This is a genomic window from Konateibacter massiliensis, from assembly GCF_900184995.1.
GTDB lineage: Bacteria > Bacillota > Clostridia > Lachnospirales > Lachnospiraceae > Lachnotalea > Lachnotalea massiliensis.
Map to the genome: position 1 here is coordinate 458,409 of NZ_LT860098.1, position 26,194 is coordinate 484,602.

The window sequence follows — 26,194 nt, forward strand, 5'->3', positions numbered from 1 at the left end:
CACTAAGACACGCTTTCGCCTTCTTATTGCCTTGGGTAATGCCTCCATAACGAGTAACAATCCTGCTTTTTATTCAGTTGTCTTCTCCGTATTGCGAGTAATGCGGTTGATATGTATCATCAAATACAATATCTCATCTTCCGTACTGCTCTCTTGCAGTCTGCTTCCGATAAAGTCTGCCACTTGCGCGGCACATTCATAGATTTCAGGATTTTCGCCCTTCATCGCCCGTATTACGGAAGCATTGTCATCCATGAATTGCTTCTTTTCCTTCACCCTTTTCACATAATAACGCATATGCGTGACAAAACGGTTATAGTTGAAACCGTCCCGGTCTATCTGAATGGAAAAGAATTTTTCAATCTGCTCTACAGCTTCATTGATCAGTTCCTCACTGCCCTGTACCTCTTCCTCATATGCCGATTCCTCCTCCGCATTTACAAAATGCATGGCGATATTTGTAATCTCGCTCTCGGGTAATTTGACATAGAGCTTTGCCTGTACTAATTTTACCGCAAACCGCCCAAGCTCTGTCTCCTTTGGATACAATTGTTCTACATCATAGGAGAACAGCATTTGCAGCTTCTTGTATTTCTTCAGCCGAACAATGGCAAAATTAATATGATCTGCCAAACTGATAATAAGATTTGGATTTAGGTTGCAGTTTAAGGTTCTTCTTGCCTTATCCACAATCAACGCCGAAACTTCAAACACATTTTCAGGTACGTCCTGAATCAGGCTGTAAAACCGGCTGTCAATACGATAAAAAGTCATGGAAATCAAGCTTAAGTCTGTAATTTCATAAGGCATGGATGGGAAACCAAGTCCCTTTCCAAAAGCAATCAGCTCCTTATTATTACCGTCAACACATATTGCTACGTTGTTATTTATTTTCTTAATTGCCTGCATTTCCCTCCTCCTATCCTGTTTATAAAACAAAAAAACCCTTCGAACACAGTACACCATCGCAATACAAATAAATGGGGTAATGCCTCAAAGAGTAACAAACCTTATGTGTAGAGTATAGGTGATAATGAGATTTAAGTCAATGCGTCAATTTTCATTAAATTGGGACTGTGATTTTGGTAAAAGTGCATAGTTTTTATTCCATCACAATCCCAGCAACGCTCAACTGCTCCCTCAGCTCCAAAATATCCTGGTGATATACGCACCCTTGCATGCCCTGTCTTTTTCCCAGCCTACTCCTGTGAACCCGACTTTTTCCAAAGTCCCACGGCATAAATAAGCAATAATACCACCTGAATTGCCAGCAAAATAAGTGCTTTTTGATCCAACTCCCCCTCTGTCGTCATGGAAATAAAATCATGGCTGGCATGCCAGATTATGACAATCCATAGGCTTTTTGAGATACTTACAATCTCTGCCAGAACAAAGCCGACCAAAAAGGCGAACAGCATCTGTAATACGAGATAGAGAATATTTTTTCCATTCAATGCATTTATTAAGTGCAATACACCAAAGATAACCGCAGATACGACAATTGCCTTCTTTCTCCCCTTTTCGCGTAAAAAGCGTAACATAAGTCCTCTAAAATAAAGTTCTTCATTTATGCCTACCGCTATTGTAAAAAATAAAATAATCACATATTGTGCGACTGCCATCTTCCTGTCAAATCCATATATGATTATCGGAATGATTTCCATTACAATCAAAGGAATATACCACCACAATGCAACGCTGCTGCTTTTTTCAGCCTTGCGCAAGCCATAATCGGAAAGCCCTTGACTTGATTTTTTCATAATAAAAATTCCCACTAAAATAGATATACACAAAAATATGATTGCTGTCACGTAGGTCAATTCATCACCAAATTCTGCTATTTGGGATATCGCCATGCCAAGTGCCGTTAAAAAGGTACATAAAAGCCCAATTAATATAGCAGAAACATAAGGATGCCTGCTTCTAAAGTTTTGTTTCATTTTTTTCATTCTCCTCTTTTTTTAATTTCAGTAGCAATCCCATAAAGGAATTGCTTAAAAGTCTTTTTATTTCTTCATCGCTGTATCGGCAGCTGTTTGTGGCAAACATAGATGCGATACCGTGCGTTGTCAACCAGATTCCTGCATATAGCTCTTTTGCACTGATCGGACTTAGCGCTGTCATTTGGCACAGCATTTCCAAGACTTCATCATCTCCCTCCGTGGAACCTACAATGTCCAGCATACTTTGCTTCTCAAAAACATCGGACATGAATAAAAGTTTAAATAAATTTTTCTCCGTTTTGGCAAAATCAATATAAGCCATCCCCATCTGAAGAAATCCATTTTCCTCCTGTTGCCCGGCTTCCATCATGAGGTTGTTATAAATCTCCTCTGCCCCGGTATAAACTGCTTGCTTCAATCCCTCCATGGAACCAAATACCCGAAAAATAGGGTGGACCGAGCAGCCGATACGCTTTGCTAAATCTCTAGCATTCAAGCTCTCAAAGCCTTCTTCTCGTACCAATTCAAGCGCAGTATTTAACAGTATTTCCTCTGTGATTTTTACTTTTGGCGGCATAAAAACAACTCCTGTCATTTTAATAAGTATCATTAGTTACCTAACACTTGTTATTATTTTATTTCTTTTATCGTAAAATGTCAATACCATAACAGAAAAATCCCTTTACTTTTTGCGTAAACTGTAATACCTTTATATTAAAACGGAGGAGAATAAATGGACAAACGACAGATGCTTTTAAAGCAGCTTGCTCTTGTAGAAAAGCAGGAGGCAAAGCTCTTAAGCCAAAAGGAAAATGAATTTGTAAAAGCAAGGATGAAGCCTGCTCTTGAAAAATTACATGAGAAAATTCCTGCTCCTTTGAAATCAGGACTGGAAACTGCATTTTATAAGGGATTTCAGCTTGTTTTTCAAAAAGGAAACACTTATATTGAAAAGACATACAACAGGGAAAAGCTTGAGATTGAATATGATTTGAACAATTACGCCATCGACAAGCATTCCAGCAAAAGGCATTTGAAAAAGCTGGACAAGTCCTCAGGTCAGTCCAAGGCTGTAAACCAGTCGATTGCCGCCTTGGAGGGGGGTATTCTCGGATTTTTCGGAATCGGACTGCCGGATATTCCGATTTTTATCTCCGTCATGGTAAAGACCTTGAATGAAATTGCATTGTCATACGGCTATCCGTATGATACCAAGGAAGAAAAGGTTTATATGCTCTTTGTTATCTGCGGCGCCTTGTCTAAGGAGGAAGAGCAAAAAGAGTATACGAAAAAAATTAATTTGCTCGGTAAATCAATTGATACTTCTGCTCCCGTTGACTATGACCTAGACACTGTCATGAAGGAAACCGCAGCCTTGCTCTCCGGCACTCTTCTCGCCGCAAAGGCAGTGCAGGGTATCCCAATTGTCGGAGTTCTCGGCGGAGCTGTCAATCCCGCTATCATAAGCCGGCTTGGAAAATATGCAAAGATAACCTATAAAAAAAGATTCTTACAGAAGAAACTGAAAGAAAACTTATCATAAATAAGAAAGTGTGAGCAACGCTCACACTTTCTTATTTCGTCCTCTTCTGCGCCTTACGATTCCTAAAATAACCGCCCACAAAGCCTTTCATTCCCGACCAAAAGTGTCCGTTTACCATGCGGACCATCTGATTTGCCATCTCCATTGTGATAATACCGTTGGTCATTTTTGCAATGCCTCTAAACGGCATATTGTAAATAAATAAAACATTGAGATTGGGAACTCCTTTTTCCTCGCTGCGATTTTTTATTCCCGTCAATACCTTATAAGCAAAACGTGCCAATCCGCTTTTTGCATAATACATCTGACAAAGGGCATCATTGACATTCAAAATTCCATTTTCGTTCCAATGTCCGTCCGGAATATCATGTCCCAGCAATGCAGCAAATGCTTCATCACTTACATTTTGGATCTTACCGCTCTCATACACTTCCATTGCTTCCTTGTCATACCAAACCGTTGCACTTGTTCCATCAACATGAATGTTATCTTTTAGCCTGATATCTGCGCTGGAGGCACCGATTAAAATATCATAATCGCCTTCCTCTATCTCCCAAGCGTTATTTCCCGCATTAAAATAGCGGAATGCCTTGTCGTCAAGCGTGATTGTCACACGTTTTATCTCTCCGGATTTCAAAAATACCTTGGTGAAGCCCTTCAGTTCCTTTACCGCTCGGTATACCTTAGAATTTCTTGCACCGATGTAAAGCTGTGCAACCTCTGCTCCATCCACCTCTCCGGTGTTTGCCAGGGTAAAACTGACCTCCTGCCCATTGATTTCCAAATCTGAGTAGGCAAAGGTGGTGTAGCTAAGTCCAAAACCAAACGGAAACAGAACCGGAACCTCCGCTTTTTCATAATAGCGGTAGCCGATAAACAGCCCTTCTCTGTATTCTGCATTATAATATTTTCCCGGAAAATAGTTATGAGCCGGGTTATCCTCGCACTTAACCGGAAGAGTTTCTGAAAGCTTTCCGCTCGGGCATACCTGCCCGGTAAGCACCTCAAGTATTGCACCTGCCTGTGCCTGACCGCCAAGATAACCGTGTACGACTGCCTTGCAGTTTTGAATCCAAGGCATCTCAATCGCAGAGCCTGCTGAGATAACAGCCACAACATTTTTATTTGCCTTAGAAAGTCTTGAAAGCAGTGTAATCTGATTATGTGGAATCGCCATATGGGTACGGTCCAGCCCTTCCGTCTCACTGATTTCATCCAGCCCCATGTAAAATAAAACTACCTCTGCCTGCTTTGCAAGCTCCATTGCCGCCTGCTGCATTTGTGCGTCCACCTTGCCGTTTCGCTCATAGCCTTGCTCAAAACCAAGCATGTTTAAATCAAAATCCTTTATTACATCAACCGTATTGTCAAGTTTTGTACAATTTACAATAGAGGAGCCGGCGCCCTGATAGCGTGGTGTTTTTGCAAAATCACCGATAACCGCCACCTTACAGCCCTTGGCAAGCGGAAGAAGCTTCTCTTCGTTTTTCAGCAATACAATGCTCTCTGCTGCCGCTTTTTGGGCTGCTTTATGATGCTCTTCTTCCTTCATGCCCTGTCCCTTGTTTCCTTTTAATGCAGGCTGTACTTCATAGATGATTTTTAACATCTCTTCCACTCGTTTATCAAGTATTTCTTCGTCCAATGCCCCATTTCGCACAGCTTCCACAAGTTCTCTGTCGCTATCACCACCTGTCGTTGGCATTTCCAGATGATTTCCGGTACGAACCGATTCCACATGATTGTTAGAGCCGCCCCAATCTGTCACTACAAAGCCATCAAAGCCCCATTCATCCCTCAAAATATTCTGAAGCAGCTTTTCATTCTCGCTCGCATAAATGCCGTTCACGCGGTTGTAGGAGCTCATAAGACTTCTCGGCTTTGCCTCCTTCACCACAATCTCAAAAGCAGCGAGATAAATTTCACGCAATGTTCTCTCATCTATGATGGAATCGCTTGACATACGTCTAAGCTCCTGACTGTTTACCGCATAGTGCTTCGGGCAGGCAGAAATGCCGTTGCTCTGTATCCCCTTCACCTCTCCCGCTGCTATTTTTCCGCAAAGGTACGGATCCTCACTGTAATACTCAAAGTTTCGTCCGCAGAGAGGGCTTCTCTTCATATTCATACTCGGTCCAAGCACGACTCCTACGCCCTGAGCAATTGCTTCTTCCCCGATACATTTACCGATCATTTCTGCTATGGAAGGATCCCAGCTATTTGCTATCGTTGCTGCGGTCGGAAAACAGGTTGCCGGAAGACTGTCGTTTAAGCCCAGATGGTCACCGGCACCGACCTGTCTTCTCACTCCGTGAGGTCCGTCCGAGAGCACTACCGTAGGAAGCTCAAATCTTTCTACTGTTTTCGTCTCCCATATATCTTTTCCTGACAGAAGGGAAGCTTTTTCCTCCAGTGTCATTTTGCTGATTAATTCTTTACAATTTACCATGGTGACTCCATCCCTTTCTTTTTTGATTATTCTACCTTTTTAAACCTGTTTACCTCAGTATTTAATGCATTTACCGTCTCCAGATTATGCGCAGCTTCATCGCTTATAGTTGTGATGGAATGAAACAGCGTATTTGTGTCCTCATTGGACTGAATCACTACGTTGACACTCTCCTCCACCGCTATTGAAATGCCCTTTATTCCGTCTGCCATATGCGCCGCAATCTTTCTAAGTTCCTTGGAGCTTTGCCCAAAACCGGTAAGCATTTCATTGATAGCAACTGCATCCTCTTTATAGGTACTTGCAATGTTTACAAATTCGTCATAGTCGCCTAAAATTTTTTCCGTAATATATGAGATAATCTCATTGGAGTTTTCAACCAGTTCCTCCACAGAGTCCAACACAAGAGTATTTGTTTCCTGAATGTTGCTTGCGATATCCTTCGTATTTTCTGCCAGTTTTCGGATTTCCTCCGCCACAATAGCAAAACCGCGTCCTGCATTACCTGCGCGCGCCGCCTCAATGGAAGCATTTAATGCCAACAGGTTAGTCTGAGAGGATATTCCCAAAATTGTATTTGTCAATTCATCTATTTTTTCAACAGAACGACTTTTCTCAATCGATGCTGCTATCTTCTCACCAATCTGCTGTAAAATCGTCTCCGTCTGCTGCTTACTCTGATTAGACTGGGTGCTGATACCTTCAGCTCTCTCCACAATACCCGCAACCTGAGCTGAATTATGCTTTGCGGATTCTTCAATGGTATTCGACGCCGAAAGAACGGTCTGGGCTCCGTTGTCAATGTTTTGCAGTGTTCCGCTTATCTCCTCCATGCTTGCAGACATCTCATTTAAGGCACCGGAAATACTTGAGGTCGAATCCTTACACTCCAATATGTGATTGTTCATCGTTTCTGTAGAAAGGTGAATCGCCCCGGAGCCGGACTTAATCGAAATCATTGCCTGCTGCAAAGTCTCCAAGAAGCGGTTGATGCCCTTTACCATCTCTCCAATCTCATCCTGATAGGTGCTGTTAATACGGATGGTCAAATCTCCTTCCTCTCTCTCAAGCATTTGAATGATATGGCTTAAATCGGTGTTCACCTTTTTAAGCGGTGTAATAATCGTCCTCATGCAGATGAAAAATGCCGCCGCAACAGATACCACAAACAATACTGCCATGCCCCATACAATAACGGTTGCCCGTGTCACCCTGGAATGTACCAGACTGGTCTCATGTGCGATACTTGTATCCAAAACATTCTGGAACTCTGACTCCGCAGCCGTCATGCTTGTCAAAAGTGTTTCCAGCTCTGCATAAGCAGTTTTGGCAGAGTTCTTGTCCTTTGCTGCAACATAATCCGCAATGACTGCTGCCTGATTTAGATATTCCTTCATCGTTGTCTCGTATGGCACGTAGGCATCCGCCAGCACTGTACTCATGGACTTTTCTGCGAATGTATCACTGATGACCGCGATGTCATTTACGACATTCTCACTTTGTGCTATTGTCTCCTGAAGCACTTTTGCCGTTTCCTCTGCATCAGCTTCATTGTCACCCAGAAGATAGGATTTAACCGACAGATTGATTTCGTTCATATCCTTTGCCAGCTGCACCTGATTGTATTCCAGACTGAGAAAAGAATCGGAAATCAAGTCCGTGGACAGCTGAACCTGAGAATTGGTAACTCCGCTCAAAGCTGTGTTTATAATGAATAACCCCGTTAGAACAATTAAAATAAATAAAATACGATGTCTTATTGATTTATACATAAGATTCCTCCCTAAATTTTATCAATAAGCTTATCATATCACATAAACTTTCCTTGACATTCTCTTGGCATAAACTGTTAGTTTTAAAGCACAAACTGCATAGGAAGTTGGGATAGTAAAAGATAGGGATTCGATAGAAAATCAGAAAATAAAGTGATAGGGAAATTTGGGGAGTTATTCGTTGAATAAGATTCTTTCTAGGGGCTATACTTGTAAATGCCTAGGGTATATGCTATACTATATCTAGGCAAGAAACGAGATTAGTGCCAGATTGGCACAAAATGAACCCCCGCGAATGGCAGTTCGCGGGGGTTCTTTAGGCTAATTGTCACTGTTGTTACCGTCTAGCCATTTGCAGATGCAGTGGCAAGCCACACCTGCTACGACGGAAACTAAAAACGAGATTAGTAATTCCAAACTGGCACCCCCCTTCCGTTGTCGGATTGGGTAGTGACAACATATAAATTGTAGCATAACACATCAATTAGGTGAAGATTATTTTTTATGTGCACTGACTATAGATTGGATTATTGCGTCGCTTGCCTTTCTCGACAAGAGAGACCGCAAGAGAAAAAATGCAAGTGCTTACTCCTCCGGCGCCGGTATCACAACATTCAGTTCAAACCAGTTTCCGCGCTTATTTATCGTCACCCAGCCATTATATTTTTTTGCTGTGTATTTAATGCTCTTTATTCCATAACCATGATACTGTTTATTCGCCTTTGTCGTGGTGGGCAGACTATCCTCAAATTCCAGATTTCCCTCAAAATAATTCTCAAAGCGAAGTACAATGAAATCCTTTTTGGAAAGCACTTCAACGTGAATCAGTCTTTTTTCCTGCTCCTCAATCTGTATTTCACATTCAATCGCATTGTCCAACGCATTTCCAAGTATGGTACAGATATCCATGACATGCATAAAGTTCAAAAGCTTGCCGTCCACAACGCAGGTCAGTTCGATATTGTGGTTTTGGCAGGTGATGCTCTTTCCTGTTAAAATGGTGTCCACAACAGAGTTACCCGTTTTATTCTGTGCCTCATAAACCTTAATTTCACTCTCCATCTCATCCAGAAATGCCATTCGCTTTTCCGAATCCTCCTCGGCTCTGAGCACCGCAATCTGATGCTTTAGGTCGTGGTATTTGCGGTTTACGATATCGATGCTCTCACTGGACTTTCGATACAGGGTATACTGGCTTTGCAGAATATTCCGCATAGCGTCCAAATCATATTTTGCCTGCATCTCTTTTCGCAAAATGTGATAGGCATATAAAATAGTCAATCCACTCAAATCTACTAAGGTTCTGATATTGAATATCTCCTTTGTAATCTGGCTGCTAAAAGGTGTATTCGCATAGACAAAACTTAAATTGCTCACAAAAAATACTGTCGCCCCTACAGCGATAACAAAAATCAGCTCTTTTGCCGTAGTCCACTCCTTCAAAAGATGCATATGCTTTCGCTCTATCATATAAATACCAGAAAACACGAGCGCATAAACACCGACTAACATAAGTATGTTAAGCCAAACATCTGTGGTTCCAGAGCTTTGCACCGTGTAATAATAAAGCTGCCATTCCAAGGATGCCGCAAACTCTGCTAAAATAAATGCCCGGATACAGTAATACCCCGCATTCACCCATGTCAGCTCACAGCAAATATAAAAATAAAAAAGCATCATACCAATCGCAAGAAACATACCAAAGAGCCAGAAGGATTTCGGAAAACTTCCTACAAACTCTTGAATAGAGCATTGGATAAACAGTGCCGCCACCATAATAATTCCCAGAGAAATACCCTGATATTTTTTTCTCAGAAGGGAAATATAAATCGAACATGCCGCCCATTCTGCGATTCCGGTATACAATCTCGGAATTTCCGTAAGAGTTATCTGCTCCATTACATTGCTCCTCCCAAATAATTTGTCAGTTCCTCCATAAACTCCTTCTTTCTGGCACGGCTGATTACCAGACGCTCTCCGTTTACAATCACACAGCCGTCCTGAACGCCGTCCACAAATGCCAAATTCAAAAGGCTCCCTTTGTTACACCGGAAAAAGTTGAAATCCTTGAGCTTTTCCTCTATTTCCTTCATCGTTGCAAAGGTAACAAATTCCTCGGTGCGCGTATGAAAAATAAGCCTGTGTCCCTGGCTTTCAATATAGCAGATATCAGCTATATAAAGCTTTACCGTTCCGCCTTTTATTCCTACGGCTATAAAATTTTTGACTCTCTTGTTGATTCTGCCTATGGCTCTGTCCAAGCTTTGGGAAAAGGAGAAATAGGAAACCGGCTTCAGTACATAGTCTGTAGCATTTACCTTATATCCCTTTATGGCATATTGCGCCATATTTGTAATAAAAATAATAATTACCTCCGGATCACTTTCACGTATAATGGAGGCTGCCGTCATTCCGTCCATAAATCTCATCTCTACATCGAGGAGAATCATGTCATATTCCGCCTTATAATTTTCTACAAGCTCATCTCCGTCGGAAAAAGCTGTGATGCTCATTTCCTCGCCCCGTTCCCGCTGATACTGCATAATATAATTTTTTAGCTGCTCAATGCTTACAGGGTCGTCATCTACAATGGCTATACGAATCATTTTTTACCTCCTTGCATCTACCATCCTTTTCAGAAACAAAAAATACTTCTGAAAACACTTGAAAACTTTGACTTGGTTTTCTTTGATAAGTTACATTATATAATAAAATCAAAACTTTTCCTACCTCAAAGAACAAAGAATGTGCAAGGCACAAGAAAGGAGCTGGCAAAACAGTGTCAGCTCCACCTTCCTTATTCTATTTTCAACTTCTACTTACTCTGGTTTGCCAACCATTCAAAAATAGTAAGCTCTTTTCCGTCAATATTTTCAGTACACTCATTATTCAGTGTATAAATCCATGACCAGTGTCCCATGTATTCATATGGCTCTGAGGCAGAATCCGTCTTAAAATACTGTCCTGATGTATCCACAACATTATCCCATAAGGTATAATGCACATCTGCTGCCCCTGCTTCTGTGAGCTGTTTATATATTGCGTTTGTAAAGCTATCAAGCGCAATCGGCTCACCTTGCCCATCCAGCGAAAGAGTGTAGGCCATTGTTGTATAATCCATCTCTCCTGCATAAATCGGAACCGTTCCGTCGGTCTTTGCATGTGTAAACCAGATTGGTATATCCTTGATTGCCTCAATCTTTTCCGTTGTGAGCCATTCTGCCGAGTATGCCTCACAGGTCGGATATGCTGCTGCAAAATACTCCGGATAATTGATAATCATGTTTACAGTCATATAACCGCCGTTAGAGCAGCCTCCGATGTAAATCCGGTTTTTATCAATTTCAGGGTGTCCTGCCACATATTCTTCAATCAATCCCATTAAAGCTTCTGTATAATAGGATTTTCCTCCGCTGTTTGCAACCATATTATTATAGGTTGCCGTACCATCATAGTCCATCCACATAGTCGCACACTGGGGTACCAATACATAGGCTCCTGTTTCGCCAAAGCAAGACTGGATTTTTTCTGTCGCCAGATTTACTACCTTATTTCCGTAAATGGAAATCAACGGATTCTCGCCTCCTTCTCCCGCACCATGAAGCCAAATAATCAGCGGATTACTTCCCTCTTCACTCACGGCTGTTTGCGGTATAAAGGACGCATATTTTAGCGTGATATCATCTTTTGTATAGGAGCCTGTTAAGTCAAATTCCTCCGCAATCAGATTCTTGTTGCCTACAGCACCGCTCTTATCGGTCGGCATCATCTCAACCGGTCTTCCTGTCTTGGTTTTTAGTTCGTCAGTTTTTGCCACCTCTATTACATAGCTTGTATCAACATACACATTATGGCTCGTCAGCATGTTGTAATAAAAAGGAGAACTTTCTGGCAAATCAGGACCGACCTTCATCTCAAGCGTGAGATAAGTACCGTCTTTTGCTTCATTCCCCTCTGCATCTGAAGCATACACCGCCGTTACAACACGCTTTGTTGTCTCTTTTGTCAGTTCTTCCTCTGTTGCCATCGTCTCCATATTTGCAGCATAGTATTCACGCACGGCAGACACCGAAAACGTATCGGTCGTCGATACAGAGGTATCCATCGTCTCCCCCATATCAAGCACTACTTTTGTGATGGCCGGCCCCCAGTCAAAACCTTCTGTTACAGTAGTATATTTTACATTCGATACAATATAGGTTGTTTCTGTCTCGCTATTTTTTCCGCCGCACCCCGCAAGCGTTGCCGTCATGGCAAGCACCAATACAAAAAATATCTTCCTCATGTCCCCTTCTCCTTTATTAATTATTATACTTTAAAAACACTGTCACATTTATGGTTCCTCAACCATTAATGTGACAGCTATATAAAATAAAATATTTAATTAACTGATACCTTACTTTTTGACATATCTTCAATACTTAACCCTTCTAAATAAAGTATCCCACATGGGGTCAGCATAGTCAAGTCCAATTAATTGAGGCCGCAAGAGTTATCTGCCCCATTACATCGCTCCTCCCAAATAATTTGTCAGTTCCTCCATAAACTCCCTCTTTCTGGCACGACTGATTACCAGACGCTCTCCGTTTACAATGACGCAGCCGTCCTGAATACCGTCCACGAATGCCAAATTCAAAAGGCTTCCTTTGTTACACCGGAAAAAATTGAAGTCCTTAAGCTTTTCTTCAATTTCCTTCACCGTCGCCAAGGTAACAAATTCCCCGGTGCGTGTATGAAAAATAAGCCTGTGTCCCTGACTATCAATATAGCAGATATCCGCTACATAAAGTTTTACCGTTCCGCCTTTTATCCCTATCGTTATAAAATTTTTGACTCTCTTGTTGATTCTGCCTATGGCTCTGTCCAAGCTTTGGGAAAAGGAGAAATAGGAAACCGGCTTCAGTACATAGTCTGTGGCATTTACCTTATATCCCTTTATGGCATATTGCGCCATATTTGTAATAAAAATAATAACTACCTCCGGGTCACTTTTACGTATAATGGAGGCGGCTGTCATTCCATCCATAAATCTCATCTCTACATCGAGGAGAATCATGTCATATTCAGCCTTATAGTTTTCTACAAGCTCATCTCCATCAGAAAAAGCTGTGATGCTCATTTCCTCGCCTCGTTCCCGCTGATACTGCATAATATAACTTTTTAACTGCTCAATACTTGCAGGGTCATCGTCTACAATGGCTATACGAATCATTCCTCACCTCCCGCTTCTATTATTCTTCTAAACCTATTATCTCTTTGTGATTTCGTTTTCTTGGTTTATATTTTTCCGGATAATTCTTTTCATCTTTGATTCTTCGAATCAATCTCCATACATATAAAGCAGTCAATAGATAGATTACAACCTGAAGTGCAATAACAAGCTTCTGCCAGGTTGCCATTGTTGTATAGTAAGTAGTTCCTGGCGCCGCATTCTGTGTTGCGTTAGAATTGGCAAGTGCATAAGAAACATTATGAATTGCTGTTCTCATTGCAGTCCTTGCTGTAGCACTATCATAATCATTTAATGACCAAAGCATTGGCATATACATACAAAGGTATGTATCACATCCTGTTCTTACAGCCAGATCTCTTAAGCTGTTATCTCCCCATACCCAGTAATCGGAGATGAGCATTCCTTCAAATCCCCATTCTCCACGAAGTACATTTTGAATCAGATTTGCATTTACTGTTCCAAGTGTTTCTCCCACTCCATTTTGGGCAGGCATAACACCGGTTGCTGCACGAATTACTTTTGTTGCTGTGTTTCCATCTTCGTCAGCAGTGTATTTAATCGTCATACGTGCTTCCTTAATCGCTACTTCAAAAGTTTTCAAGTATAACTCACGCATAGCCTGCTCTGTAGCCCAAGTGGAACATAAAGCAGAACGATTTGTTTCGGTGTCATTTAAAGCAAAATGTTTGATGTAGCATACCATTCCCTGATCACCGGCCCCAGAAACACATGCAGCTGCAAGTTTTCCTGAAAGAATAGGATCTTCTGAATAATATTCGAAAACACGTCCTGAGAACTGTGACCGATGTAAATTGATTGCCGGGCAATACCAGCCTGTAATTCCATTCGTAAGCGCCTCCTGACCAAAAGCAGCACCAACCTGATATAACAACTCTGTATTCCATGTCGCTGCAATCACTGGTGCAAACGGGAACGAAGAAGACTTCGACATATCGTATCCGTTGTCACTTCCCTGAACCTTCAAACCATTCGCTCCATCCTCCTGAATGGTAGACTTAATTCCTAATGATTCAATCTGACCTAATGTATATGCTGCACCTGCAAAATTCAAGATAATCTGATCTTTATCTGCATTCCAGTCAATTTGATCCAGATAATCCTCCCATAATGGGTCAGCATAATCCCGACCTCTCATGGAAGAAAGTGTCAATCCATTTTCTTGTCCGGATACAGGCTGTTCTTCTGCATACACTGCACTTCCTTCTACATTTCCAAATGCTTTATCTGTTTCTATATCAAAGTTCAAATAATCACCCACAAGTGCAACATAATCTTCTCCCAATGTTTTGGTACGATTTGCTATTGTCTGCGGGAACGTTCCTGTCCAATTTGCACGAGTCAAAATCTGTGTTTCTGAGTTCATATAGTTGCTTGATGTCTGGAATTCATTTGTAGCAGCCACATAACTTCCTTCCCCTGTAACTTCCACTGGATTTCCTTCTTCGTCTAATTCGGATTGTGCATCCTTGTCCGTTTGGCGAATATGAGCCTCATCACTTCCATCGTACCAGAAGGTTTCAGGAAGATTTGTAATCTTGGTATCTATCACATCGTGGCTATTATTGCGCAGACTGATTTCATAGTCTCCTTCTTCCAACACGTAGCAGCCCAATGTGCCGTTTCCATTATCGTGTGTATAACAGTAGGACGCCATATCCTCCTTTGTAAAAGATAGTGTCATTGTTTGCGTTTCACCAGGAGCCAGCTCATCTGTTTTATCAAATGCAATCAGGTTAGCCACCGGTTTCTCAATTTGATTGTCGATGTCAAACTGAGTGTATGGTGCGTTGTAATATAATTGAACTACGCATTTACCAGTATAAGTATCTCCAGTATTTGTCACCTGAACCCCTACGACAATGTTCTCATCAGAATCTTCATAAGAAACAATTTCCTGTGAAAATGTGGTATAGCTCAATCCATAACCAAATGGATAACACACTGCACCTTCCGAAGAGAACGCTCCATTGCCATCAAGCTCACCATATATAAAATTCTCGTCCATAAAATCGGCAGTTTCATAATAACGATATCCGATATACATATCTTCCTGATATTCCGTGTAATAACCTGGAATTTCTCCACCATCTGTGAGACTTGAAGAGTTCAGAGTTACATTATCATATTCGAAAGATCCAATATTCTGATAGCTTGGGTCGGCAGTCAGATCACTTGGATAGATATCCACTGTTCTTCCAGATGGATTGATATCACCATCTAAAAGGCCTGCCAGCACACCAAATCCTTGCTCACCAGGATGACCAAGCCAAAGGATTGCGTCTGCTTCTAAATCCCCAGACATGAGTTCTGATAATTCCAACACTGCAGAAGACACTAAAACAACGATAACACTTCCGCAACTTTCCTTTGCCGTGCGAATAGCCGCCTTCTCATTTTCTGTAAGAGCAAGATAATGAGGCGTGCCATCTTCGTAGGCATCATATTTCTTATCACTGCCTTCCTGTCCTGTACGGCTGATCATTACAATGCCAGTGGTTCCAGATACATCATCCAACCCTTCATAAACAGAAGGAGCGTATTCATAAATATAGCTGTTTCCTCCCAACATGCTTCCTGCAACACCCGCCGCAGAAGTTCCTTCTGCTTCCATAAGTGGTTCCGGATCTTTTGCTGCATTCATCAGTTCCACTGCAGCATTATTAATATTATATTCTGTAGCCAATGCCTCTTCTGGTGTAATAGGATCCACCACCCATTTTGCAGATCCGCCGCTTGTGAGCTGACCATAGATTGGATCCAGATATCCACGTCCAAATGGCGTAATTGTACTTCCTTTTTCAAGCGGAAGTATCCCATTATTCTTCAGAAGAACAGAGCCTTCTTCCATAACCGATGCCGCCACCTCATAGGCTGCTGCCGTAGAATCTGTACTATTGGCATATAGCTGCTCATAGTAATCGGTATCCCACTCTTCTGTCCCATCGGGATTAACCGTAATTGTTTCTCCTGCTCCCAGATAGGTATTTAACGTCGATTTCATCATATTGGTTCCCGCTCCGATCAGTACATTGACCAATAATACCAGCACCATAAGTGGAATTGTAATACAACGATACTTTCTTCCATTCATTCGCAATTTTTGTTTCTTTTCCTTTTTCATCTTTTCCTCCTTTATTTTGTATCCATAAAATGCATACTTCTAGGTCTCTCCCAGCCTTTTCGTGTCTCAGCATAACAAAAAAAGGACACCTTCTCAACAGAAGTGTCCTAACCTTATATTTTTTTGTCCTATTCTTTGCATTTTTTGTTATTCTCAGCCTTTGCCCATTTGTGGAATTGGAAGTAGAATAGCCAAATGAAACATTTCATCTGCACGAATTGTCATCTCTCCCTCATATTTCTGCACAATCATTTGAATCGATTTCATTCCATATCCATGATAAATTTCATTGTGTTTTGTGGTCTTAGGCAAACCATCCTCAAATTCCAGTTTACCCTTTCGGTAATAATTATCTATGGATATGGCAACAAGTCCCAGTCGCTTTCTTACAGATAAACTAATAATCCGATCATTTGCATCCTCTAATTGAGACACTGCCTCCATTGCATTGTCTACAGCATTCGCAAACAGCGCATAAAGATCCCCTGTAGAAAGGAAATCAAGGCTCCCACCATCTGCAATGCAAGAGAAACATATGCCTTTTTTCTCGCAGATTAGGCTTCGTTCTGTAAGAATAGTATCTAGAATATCATTTCCTGTTTTTACCGACGTATCGTAGATAGAAATCACCTGTTTCATCTCTTCTATCTCTTCCGGTGTTATGCCAATTATTCTATCCTCATATTGCTCCAGTCGCTTTTTTAAATCATGACATTTTATATTAATCAATTTGATATTCTGCTCATTCTGTTCGTATTGTGTGCGTTGCTTATAATTCAATTGTCGAATTGTTTCTACTTCATATTCCAACTGGCTTTGTTCAAGGAAGCCTCCCCTGATTACCAACAAAAATATGCAGCACATAATGGAGAACAACCGAGTAATCATACATAATGCAAAACTCTCATTTTGAAAATAGTCTCTGCCACAGCTAAGTACAAGCACCATCAAAATTGTAATTACAGACAAGAATAAAACATTACGATTACCAATCCTTAAAGACTCAACTTCGTTTGCTCTCTTTGCGATGAAAGTATATATAATCCAATAACTCCCCACAAGTACAAGTTTGCTGCCAAGCCAATATACCCACTGTTGTTGCTCATCTGCTGCATACCATAGTATCAGGCTAATCTGCGATTCCAAATGTTGAACGGCATAGCCGGTTACTGCACAGAGAAGTATTTGTTGCCAACTGGCATTAAAGCAAATATAAAGTGCACCCATTGTCATAGACAAAAGTAACAGATATACAATAATCTCCTCTAACATGTGTGTGCCAAGCGTTTTTGGAGAAATCTGTACTAGCACATTACAAATTGCAACCGTAATACAACTAAGAACTAAGAATGCGCCGACAATTCTTTTTGAGCACCCACTCTTTCTTTTGAATTTCCATGCAAATAATAGCTCTGCTGCAAACAATTCCAACACATATCCTACATATGTAAAATAATAAATCCAATACTCATTCATCTAGGATTGACCTCCGCTTGCAATCCACTCATTGAGAGCCTGCATAAATGCTTTCTTTCTGGGATGGCTAATTTGTAATTCCTCATTTCCAACTTTCACAACATATCCCTGAACCTCTACGATATGTCTTGGATTTACAAGATAACAGTTGTTACACTTAAAAAAATGACACTCCGCAAGCTGTTCTTCCACTTTCGACAATGTTCCCCTAACTGTGATTACTTCATCCATCAAATGATAATGTACACTATGTCCTGATACCTCTACATAAAGCAATCTTGCAGAATCCACTCGTCTCATTCCACCGGGAACCGCAATCGTAATTTGGGGTTGTCTCTTCATTTGCAGTGCATACATAACCCTTTTCATTTTAAATAAAAAGTCTGTATAACGAACCGGTTTCACTATAAAATCTAATGCATCGACTTCGTATCCTTTCACCGCATACTGCGCCATATTTGTCACAAATACCAGTATAACTTCCCGATCTATTTTTCGCAGTTTTGCTGCCGCTTCCATTCCATTAATTCCTGGCATTTCGATGTCCATCATAATCAATTCCTGATTGCCATGATACTGTGCCAGAAAACTTGCGGCATTCGGAAACACCTGTATCTGATATTCTTCCATAATTTCTTCTTGCAATTTTTCAAAATATTTCTTTAAAACATCCGCTGCCTTTTGATTATCTTCAACAATTGCAACTCGAACCATTTTTACCCTCCCTTACCTTTTCATAACTCAAACATAATTCCTAAAAAAATACGTGCGCACCTTCATTCATACAAACTTTTGACACCCTAATCCTAGTATGCAAAAAACAATACCATTTATCCAAATGGTATTGTCTGTCTTTTATTTCTGTTTTGGCATAATCCAGAATTTCATGGTAGGATAGCTTAATACCACCTGTACAAAAATATTTAGTACATTAGCAAGCGTCGGTGCAAGTCCTGTCGGTATACCCATCTGAATAAACAACTGCTGGCTGTATGCCGGTAATGCTGCCGATACAATTACAAGCACAACCGCAAGCAGTATGTATTTTGGTACTGCGGATGCAAATGCTGCATTAGATTTAAATACCCAGTTCTTCTGTACGAAAAAGTTTACGGTCTGTGCTGCTGCTGTTGCAATTAAGAAGCTTAAAAATCCGCAAAGCATCAAGCTTCCTTCGGATGTATAGTCAAAGATAAAAAAGTGAAACGGTATTTCTTTTAAGCTTTTAAAAATAAATCCTGTACATAGCCACATTACAACAAAGTTCGTTACTGTCGCACAGTTAGATAAAATATTAAATAAAATAAATTCCCATAGATCCGGATGTGCTTTGATCCATTTTTTGATAGCGTTCATTAATTATTTCCTCCTGCTAATTTTTTCTCATATGCCTTATTCTTTCTTCTGTTACGGAAGAAGCCACCAATTATCTTTCCTAGTCCTTTGAAGAAATGACCATTCACTACCACTAGCATTCCTTCCACCATTTCCATGCTGATCATTCCCGCTGTCATCTTCGCTAAAGCTCTGAAAGGCATGTTGTAGATAAATAAAATATTAAGATCCGGTTTACCTTTTTCTTCACTTTTTATCTTCATTGCCGTTAATCGGTTATATATAAATCGTGCCAATTTGCTCTTTGCATAATACATCTGACAGATGGCGTCATTTTCACCAAGCTCTCCGGACCATTTACCGGATGGAATCGGATGACCTAGCAGCTCTTCAAATTCTTTATCTGAAATCTGCTGAATGATTCCCGTATAATAATATGGAAGAAGCGCAGGATTATATGGGTATTCATTTGTTGTTCCCTCTACTGTAATATCGGCTTCTAAGCGAATATCACTAACACTTGCACCGATCATTACTTGATAGGTTCCCATTTCGATTTCCCATTTATTTGTTTTTACATTCCAGTAACGGAAGGTCTTATCATCAAACGGAATACGAATCGTCTGCTGTTCTCCTGCTTTTAAAAACACTTTTTTAAATCCTTTTAATTCTTTTGCAGGTCGAAATACAATTGCATTGTCAAGACCAATATACATCTGAACTACTTCAGCTCCATCACAGTTTCCTGTATTTGCGATGGTAACGGAGGCTCCCTCCACATCTACAGATAAATCAGAATAGGTAAATTCCGTATAGGATAATCCGAAGCCAAACGGATATTGAACACGAACCTTACTGCTGTCATAATAACGATATCCAACATAGATACTCTCTCTAAATTCTGCATTTCTTTCCGTACTTGGAAAATGGCGAAATGCCGGTGTATCTTCGTAGCGGATTGGATATGTCTCATTCAGACGTCCCGATGGGTTTACTTTTCCCATTAAAATATCCATCATAGCACTGGCTCCTGCCTGACCGGTAAGATAACCATGCAGAATTGCCTGACAGCTATTCTGCCATGGCATCTCAATGGAAGATCCTGCACTGATGATTCCCACAACCGGAGTATTTAACTGCGCCATGCTCTGAAGCAGATCAATCTGGTTCTGTGGAATTCTCATATGATTACGATCTAAACCTTCTGATTCGCTGATTTCATCTAATCCAAAGCAGAAAAGAACAACATCCGCTAATGCTGCGATATCCATCGCCTCTTTTTTCATTGCATCATTTGCTTCTCCCATTCTATGGTAGCCACGGGATGTACCGACCACTTGAACGTCATAATGATTAATAATTTTCTCTAAAGTCTCTACCTGCGTTGGATTTACTACCGAAGATCCTGCCCCCTGATATCTTGGCTCCACTGCAAAATCGCCGATTAAAGCAACCTTTACGCCTGACTTTAACGGAAGAATACTCTTCTCATTTTTCAAAAGAACTGCGCTTTCCGCCGCTGCTTTTCGTGCCAGCTTATGATGTGCTTCCTTATCAAAATCTTTCTTTTCTCCGCGTTTTCCAAGTGTTAATACAGCATCCAGCAGACCATCTACTACAAAGTCCAGCTCTTCCATAGATAGTGTTCCATCGTTAACTGCTGCTACGATTTCTCTCGCAGAATCCAGTCCCGGTGCAGGCATTTCTAAGTTAGAACCCGCAGCCACACCCTTTACATGATTGTTGGAGCCGCCCCAGTCTGTCACTACCATACCATCGAAGCCCCATTCTTCACGGAGTATCTCTGTTAATAAATGTTTATTCTCATTGGCATATTCACCGTTTACTTCATTGTAGCTGGACATAATGGCCTTAGCGCCACCTTCTTTTACTGCAATTTCAAAACCGGTAAGATAAATCTCTCTTAACGTTCTCTCATCCAGAACAGAATTCATTGCCATACGACGTAATTCCTGGCTGTTTACAGCAAAATGCTTCGGGCATGCATAAACATTGTGACTTTGAATTCCTTTTACATATGATGCAGCCATTTTTCCTGCCAGATATGGATCCTCTGAAAAATATTCAAAATTTCTGCCGCAAAGCGGACTTCTCTTTATATTCAGACCCGGTCCTAATAAAATATCTACATCCAGTGCTTCTGCTTCTTCTCCAAGTGCATCACCAATCTCCTGGCCAAGACTCTCATCCCAGCTATTTGCAACTGTCGCTGCTGTAGGAAAGCATGTTGCCGGCAATGATTCATTTAATCCAAGATGATCTCCTGCTCCTGCCTGTTTACGAAGCCCGTGAGGTCCATCGGAGCAGAATATGGATGGCAGGTTATGCCTCTTAAATTCTCTGGTTTCCCATTCTCCTTTTCCACTGAGGAATGCAGCTTTTTCTTCTAAGGTCATTTTCTCAATTAAATCAGTGTGTTTCATTCTATTTTATTTTCCTTTCAAGATTTACATTTGAACTATCTTTTTTCCTACTTAAATCATACATCAAAATGGGTGAAAAAATATATAAGTGGCATAAACAGTAAATAATCTGGCATAAACGGTTCATCTCACTGATATATCTGTAACAAAGCGTTCGCTTGTGATTTCCTATAATAAAAACGGCAGTGGCACATCATAGCGTCCACTGCCGTTCTTCTTAATTACATGAAGAGTTCTGCATCCGAGTGCAAAGATTACCCTTTTATCTGAGTTTCAATCTCTTCAGCAAATTTGATTTTATTTGCTTTGAATCTTTTCAATACAAGAACCTCTAACAATACAATCAGTGCTGCAAAGATGATATCAATTATAATTGCTGTAATCTGCCAAGCCATTAATCCTGTTGTCATGTTTTCTGGTTCGTAAGCGCGGCTGTTAACAACTGTATACATAATGTTCTTAGATGCTGTACGCATTGCCTGAATGGAAGTTGCGCTTGTAGTATCTGTTACATGGTTCGTCTCTGTATCATATGCAACTAACATACAGTCGTTACCATTTCTAATCATACGATCGGCATCCTGATAACCATATACTCCATAGTAATCTGTCAGAACGAAACCTTTAAAGCCCCATTCATCACGAAGTACTTTATTCAGTAATCCATCAGAAGCTCCAGCCGGTTCTGTTCCGATGTAGTTAAATGCGGACATAACTGCTTTTGCTCCACCCTGTTTTACCGCAATTTCAAAAGGTTTTAAGTAGATTTCACGGATTGCCTGTTCGTTGGACCATGTTAATAACATGTTTGTTCTGTTTGTTTCCTGATCATTTAATGCGAAATGCTTAATGTAAGCATATACACCATATTTTTCAGCACCGATGATTGCATTTGCTGCCATCTGTCCGGCTAATACACCATCCTCTGAGTAGTACTCGAAGTTACGTCCTGCAAATGCATTACGATGTGTATTCATAGCCGGTGCATACCAACCGGAAACATCCATCTCATCTGCCATCTTACCAATACTTTCACCAAACGCAAGTGCAAGGTCTGTGTTCCAAGTATTTGCAATCATAACTGCGGAAGGGAAGCCTACAGATCCTGTTCCTGTAAAGTTGTTATTGATAGAAGCCGGTCCATCACAATCAATTGTAGATAATTTTCCAACACTGGAAGCTGCCATTGTCTGATATCCGCCAAGAGCAATCATAGTATCCATATCAGTGATTGTAAGCTGATCTAACAAGGTATCCCAACGCTCATCGTCGTAATCTGCACCACGTAATTCGGAAAGCTCCATTCCGTTAGATGCTCCGGTTGTCGGCATTTCATCTTGGTCATTATTGTAATCTTCCGGATTGTAGTTGCTGTTGTTCATAAACAGGCTAACTGTTTTGTCAGAAGCTGTTAAGCTAGCCGGTGCATCTGAAGCTTTAGCATAGTTTGCAAAACCGTCTGCTCTGGAAAGATAAGTAACCTCTCCCTGATCAGAAAAATCAAATTGGTTTGTTGCTACTGTTTCATCTGTAGAACGAGGGTTAGACTCATTATACACAATATTTTCTGCTACGGTATAAGCTTTTTCATCAATAATGTTATGAGAATCTGTTCTGATGGAAATTCCATAATCACCAGCTTCTAATACATAAGCCTGTGTGTTATTCTCATCATAGCTTGCCATATCTTCTGCATTAAATGTGATTTTAACTGTCTCAGAAGCACCTGGCTCTAAAACTTGTGTTTTATCAAAAGCAATTAAGTTAGCTGCTGCTTTTTCAATTCCGCCATTTGTATATGGAGGGTTGTAATAAACTTCTACTACATCTTTACCAGCTACAGATCCGGTATTTGTTACCGTTACGTCAAATGTAATTGTTCCGTCTGCCTCTGTAATATCACTCATTTCCTGTGTAAAGCTTGTATAGGAAAGTCCATAACCAAATGGATATACAACTGTCTGGTCATAGTCAATCAATCCTTCTAATGCTGCTGTTTCATAGAAACGATATCCCACGTAGATTCCTTCTGTGTAGTTTACAAAAGTAGGTGTGTTTTCAGTACCTGTGAAAAAGTCTACATAAGAATAGTCTGTAAGGTTATCATATACAAAATTGCCGATATTGTTATATTCTGGTGCAGCGGTTAAATCTGCTACAAAAGTGTCTGTTGTCTTAGCAGATGGGTTTATTGTGCCACTCAGTACTTCACCAAGTGCTTCAAAACCAGACTGACCAGTTCCCGGACACCATACAGCGCCTTTAATCTGGCTGTAATCGTTAATAAAACCAAGTTCCATAGCGTTTGCTCCGTTGTATACAACTACAACGTTATCAAAATTATCGCAAACAAGATCCATCATATCTTTTTCTGTCTGGCTTAACTGTAAGTAATGCTCACCAGCCTCGAAATCTTTGTATTCTTGAGAGTTGTCTGTGTAAGTAACCTGGCTTACATCTGTAGGAAGATCTGCACCTTCTCCACCAACTCTGGTAATAACAACAACTGCTGTATCAGAGAATGCTTTTGCATTATCCATCATCTCTGTTGTGTAAGACGCCGCTGTTGGTTCTGGTAATGTCCAATCCTGAGACCACATTCCAACTTCCGGTCTGTCTGCACGGTACGCTGTGTAAAAATCAGATAACTCTGTGTTTAAGGAGTATCCTGCATCTTCAAGTCCCTGAATAATAGATACTGTCGGATACGCATCGGATAAAGATCCTGATCCGGTTCCGCCGTAGCATGGATTTGTTGAAGCCCATCCAAACAAGTTCAAGCTTGTTGTATCTGAAAGCGGAAGCACGTTATCAACATTTTTTAATAACACAATACCCTCTTCAGCGATTGTATTAACAAGTTCTGTCGCTTCTGCAGATGTTTCCTCTGCAATTGAACCGTTTCCTGTTGCCAAGGAAATCATGGTCGACATTGGAATAAAGCAGATCATATTCACTGTAACGACCAGTGCAAGTAATGCTGCGATCCATGCCTGCGCACGAACCAATTTCTTCATTGGCTTCTTTAATTTCATGCATGCAACTGTAACAATGATTGCCAGTGCAAGCACAATACCAAAACCAATAAGATAAGGCTTGATGGAATTCAATACATTAATTACATCACTCATGTTAATTTGTAACATAGTTTTTTCCTCCCGAAATATATTATTTTCTTAACAATGCTACTATAACACCTATTTACGCTTTTTTTACATTCATATCACCAACGGTCGTTTTTTTTTCACAAATTGTAGTATGAAAATCCCTATAATTTCAAGGGTGGTTGAATGTAACTCCACTTTCCCGTTTTGTAAACGAGATTCACATTTTGAAAGTAACCTTCAAATTTTGAACCCGAAATTCCACAATTGTTATGACTTTCCCGTTTTTCTATTGCTTTTCATGGTATAATCTCTGGTAACAGGATGATTTTGACGCACAAAAACCGGACGTCACTTTTGGCTTACAAATTTTGTACTCCGAAATTCACGTCTGCTGGTATCTGTCTTTTCGTTCCATCCGGTGGTTTCATGTTCAGATTATCTTGCTACTTTTTCAAAAGACCTGGGGTTAGATTGATGCTGTTGGCAGCAACCTCTTGGCATCCTAATTTATCAGCCAGGTCTTTTCCATAATAAAAACAGAATGCTTCATACGGACTTTTCCCATTCAGCTTTTTCCTTCTATAGGAATTGATATGATTCATCATCCGATTGATATCCTCCTGCATCAGTTCATCAAAGCTTTTTCCCTTTGGCAATACCCTTCTTATGAATTCATGCCCTACCTCTATTTCCGCTTTCTGATAGGGTGCACTTGGATTGCAATAATAGATTCTGGTTCTTTGAAATCCTTTTTCATCCGGCCCATACTCTATACTCTTTGGATTAGAAAATTCACTTCCGTTGTCTGTCAAAATGATTGGGAACAACTTTCGAAAGTCCTGTCCTCCCAGCCTATGATATAGTTCATCATAAATATCGATTACTGACTTAGAGGTATTGGCCTCTCTTAGGAATGCAAGCATCAAGGATGTTTCTACAAAGAATACCGTGAGCAGAACCTTTCCACCTTTGCTTCCTATCACAGAATCCATCTGGGTCACTGCTGTATCAGGATGCTGCTCCATATACACCTCATAATCGTGATAGTTTCTTCCCACACGACAGCCTCTGTCTACCTTCAGTTCTGCTTTTTTATAACGTGGACGATACTTTACTTTCCGTGGGAGATCAATGTTCCTCACATCAAACAGACTTCCATCTATGTAATTGTATAAAGTCTTCTCGCTGCACATCAGCTCATCCTTATTATTTAAATAAATCTGATGTATAGACTGTCCTTGTTTGATCAGCGGAACCAGGATTTCATTCAGTCTGGCAATTTCTCCTTCCGTGGAAAGAATCCCACTTCTTGATTCCGCAATCTTCTCAGATGCCTGACGATGGGCTTCCAATGCGTCGTAGATTGTCTTCGTCAGCGTACACTTCTTCACTTCACTGCATCCATTACATACATAGGGGGCTTTAAATCTGCTGGTACATACTTCTTCCTCAAACTGTTCACAATACCTGTTACACAGACGCTCACACTGTCTGCATGTGGTTATCATTGGATGCTTACATTCATTTGTTCCACACACTTTTTTTCTTTTGCATCCTTTTCGATACTTGCATACATTATGGGGATAGACTGAATATCCACTACATTGCTCTACTCCATAGTTGCGGACTTCTTTTGTAATAGTAGTTCTGTCCCTCCCTAGCTTCTTGCCTATCTCGGTAAAAGTCATATCCTCCTTCAGTCCACTTTCAATCTCCAAACGATCCTCATAAGATAAAAACTTAGCCATAG

Annotated in this window: 17 protein-coding genes; 1 reads left to right on the plus strand and 16 read right to left on the minus strand. The window is 40.7% G+C overall.

What is annotated here, in order from left to right:
* Positions 1 to 69 precede the first annotated feature (69 nt).
* The 3 genes from CTY48_RS03400 to CTY48_RS03410 form a co-directional block, all read right to left on the minus strand.
* On the minus strand, positions 70 to 909 hold the full coding sequence (locus CTY48_RS03400; RefSeq protein ID WP_099467109.1) for a PRD domain-containing protein: 840 nt from the start codon (positions 907 to 909) through the stop codon (positions 70 to 72).
* Positions 910 to 1,199: 290 nt separating this feature from the next.
* A complete protein-coding gene (locus tag CTY48_RS03405; RefSeq protein ID WP_099467110.1) occupies positions 1,200 to 1,940 on the minus strand; it encodes a CPBP family intramembrane glutamic endopeptidase in 741 nt (246 codons plus the stop codon).
* Positions 1,924 to 2,520, minus strand: coding sequence for a TetR/AcrR family transcriptional regulator (locus CTY48_RS03410; protein ID WP_180272625.1), 597 nt, complete (start codon positions 2,518 to 2,520; stop codon positions 1,924 to 1,926). Before CTY48_RS03410 ends, CTY48_RS03405 begins: the two co-directional genes overlap by 17 nt.
* A 156-nt stretch (positions 2,521 to 2,676) precedes the next feature.
* On the opposite strand from CTY48_RS03410, the gene CTY48_RS03415 reads away from it, so the two are divergent.
* Positions 2,677 to 3,486: an EcsC family protein gene (locus CTY48_RS03415; protein ID WP_099467112.1), complete on the plus strand. Its 810-nt coding sequence runs from the start codon at positions 2,677 to 2,679 to the stop codon at positions 3,484 to 3,486.
* 31 nt (positions 3,487 to 3,517) lie between these two features.
* On the opposite strand, the gene CTY48_RS03420 is transcribed toward CTY48_RS03415, so the two are convergent.
* The 13 genes from CTY48_RS03420 to CTY48_RS03480 form a co-directional block, all read right to left on the minus strand.
* On the minus strand, positions 3,518 to 5,935 hold the full coding sequence (locus tag CTY48_RS03420; protein WP_099467113.1) for a glycoside hydrolase family 3 C-terminal domain-containing protein: 2,418 nt from the start codon (positions 5,933 to 5,935) through the stop codon (positions 3,518 to 3,520).
* A 26-nt stretch (positions 5,936 to 5,961) separates the two neighbouring features.
* On the minus strand, positions 5,962 to 7,707 hold the full coding sequence (locus CTY48_RS03425) for a methyl-accepting chemotaxis protein (protein ID WP_099467114.1): 1,746 nt from the start codon (positions 7,705 to 7,707) through the stop codon (positions 5,962 to 5,964).
* 585 nt (positions 7,708 to 8,292) lie between these two features.
* Positions 8,293 to 9,606: an ATP-binding protein gene (locus tag CTY48_RS03430; protein WP_099467115.1), complete on the minus strand. Its 1,314-nt coding sequence runs from the start codon at positions 9,604 to 9,606 to the stop codon at positions 8,293 to 8,295.
* Positions 9,606 to 10,313, minus strand: a complete 708-nt coding sequence (locus CTY48_RS03435; protein WP_099467116.1) for a LytR/AlgR family response regulator transcription factor — start codon at positions 10,311 to 10,313, stop codon at positions 9,606 to 9,608. The genes CTY48_RS03430 and CTY48_RS03435 overlap by 1 nt, the downstream gene beginning before the upstream one ends.
* Before the next feature lie 209 nt (positions 10,314 to 10,522).
* Positions 10,523 to 11,992 carry a prolyl oligopeptidase family serine peptidase gene (locus CTY48_RS03440; protein WP_099467117.1) on the minus strand — a complete coding sequence of 490 codons (1,470 nt, stop codon included), beginning with the start codon at positions 11,990 to 11,992 and terminating at the stop codon, positions 10,523 to 10,525.
* Between the two features lie 219 nt (positions 11,993 to 12,211).
* A complete protein-coding gene (locus CTY48_RS03445; protein WP_099467118.1) occupies positions 12,212 to 12,919 on the minus strand; it encodes a LytR/AlgR family response regulator transcription factor in 708 nt (235 codons plus the stop codon).
* 19 nt (positions 12,920 to 12,938) lie between these two features.
* Complete coding sequence (locus CTY48_RS03450) at positions 12,939 to 16,082, minus strand: glycoside hydrolase family 3 N-terminal domain-containing protein (RefSeq protein WP_099467119.1); 3,144 nt, start codon at positions 16,080 to 16,082, stop codon at positions 12,939 to 12,941.
* Positions 16,083 to 16,235: 153 nt separating this feature from the next.
* Complete coding sequence (locus CTY48_RS03455; RefSeq protein ID WP_099467120.1) at positions 16,236 to 17,558, minus strand: ATP-binding protein; 1,323 nt, start codon at positions 17,556 to 17,558, stop codon at positions 16,236 to 16,238.
* Entirely contained in the window at positions 17,559 to 18,272 is a 714-nt protein-coding gene (locus tag CTY48_RS03460; RefSeq protein WP_099467121.1) for a LytR/AlgR family response regulator transcription factor, read from the minus strand.
* 141 nt (positions 18,273 to 18,413) lie between these two features.
* Positions 18,414 to 18,914, minus strand: a complete 501-nt coding sequence (locus CTY48_RS03465) for a GtrA domain-containing protein (RefSeq protein ID WP_099467122.1) — start codon at positions 18,912 to 18,914, stop codon at positions 18,414 to 18,416.
* Positions 18,914 to 21,337: a glycoside hydrolase family 3 C-terminal domain-containing protein gene (locus CTY48_RS03470; RefSeq protein ID WP_099467123.1), complete on the minus strand. Its 2,424-nt coding sequence runs from the start codon at positions 21,335 to 21,337 to the stop codon at positions 18,914 to 18,916. Before CTY48_RS03470 ends, CTY48_RS03465 begins: the two co-directional genes overlap by 1 nt.
* A 254-nt stretch (positions 21,338 to 21,591) precedes the next feature.
* The gene (locus CTY48_RS03475; RefSeq protein WP_099467124.1) at positions 21,592 to 24,483 is read right to left on the minus strand and encodes a glycoside hydrolase family 3 N-terminal domain-containing protein; all 2,892 of its coding nucleotides are present in this window, start codon (positions 24,481 to 24,483) and stop codon (positions 21,592 to 21,594) included.
* A gap of 404 nt (positions 24,484 to 24,887) precedes the next feature.
* Positions 24,888 to 26,192 carry an IS30 family transposase gene (locus CTY48_RS03480; protein ID WP_099466476.1) on the minus strand — a complete coding sequence of 435 codons (1,305 nt, stop codon included), beginning with the start codon at positions 26,190 to 26,192 and terminating at the stop codon, positions 24,888 to 24,890.
* Positions 26,193 to 26,194: the final 2 nt, after the last annotated feature.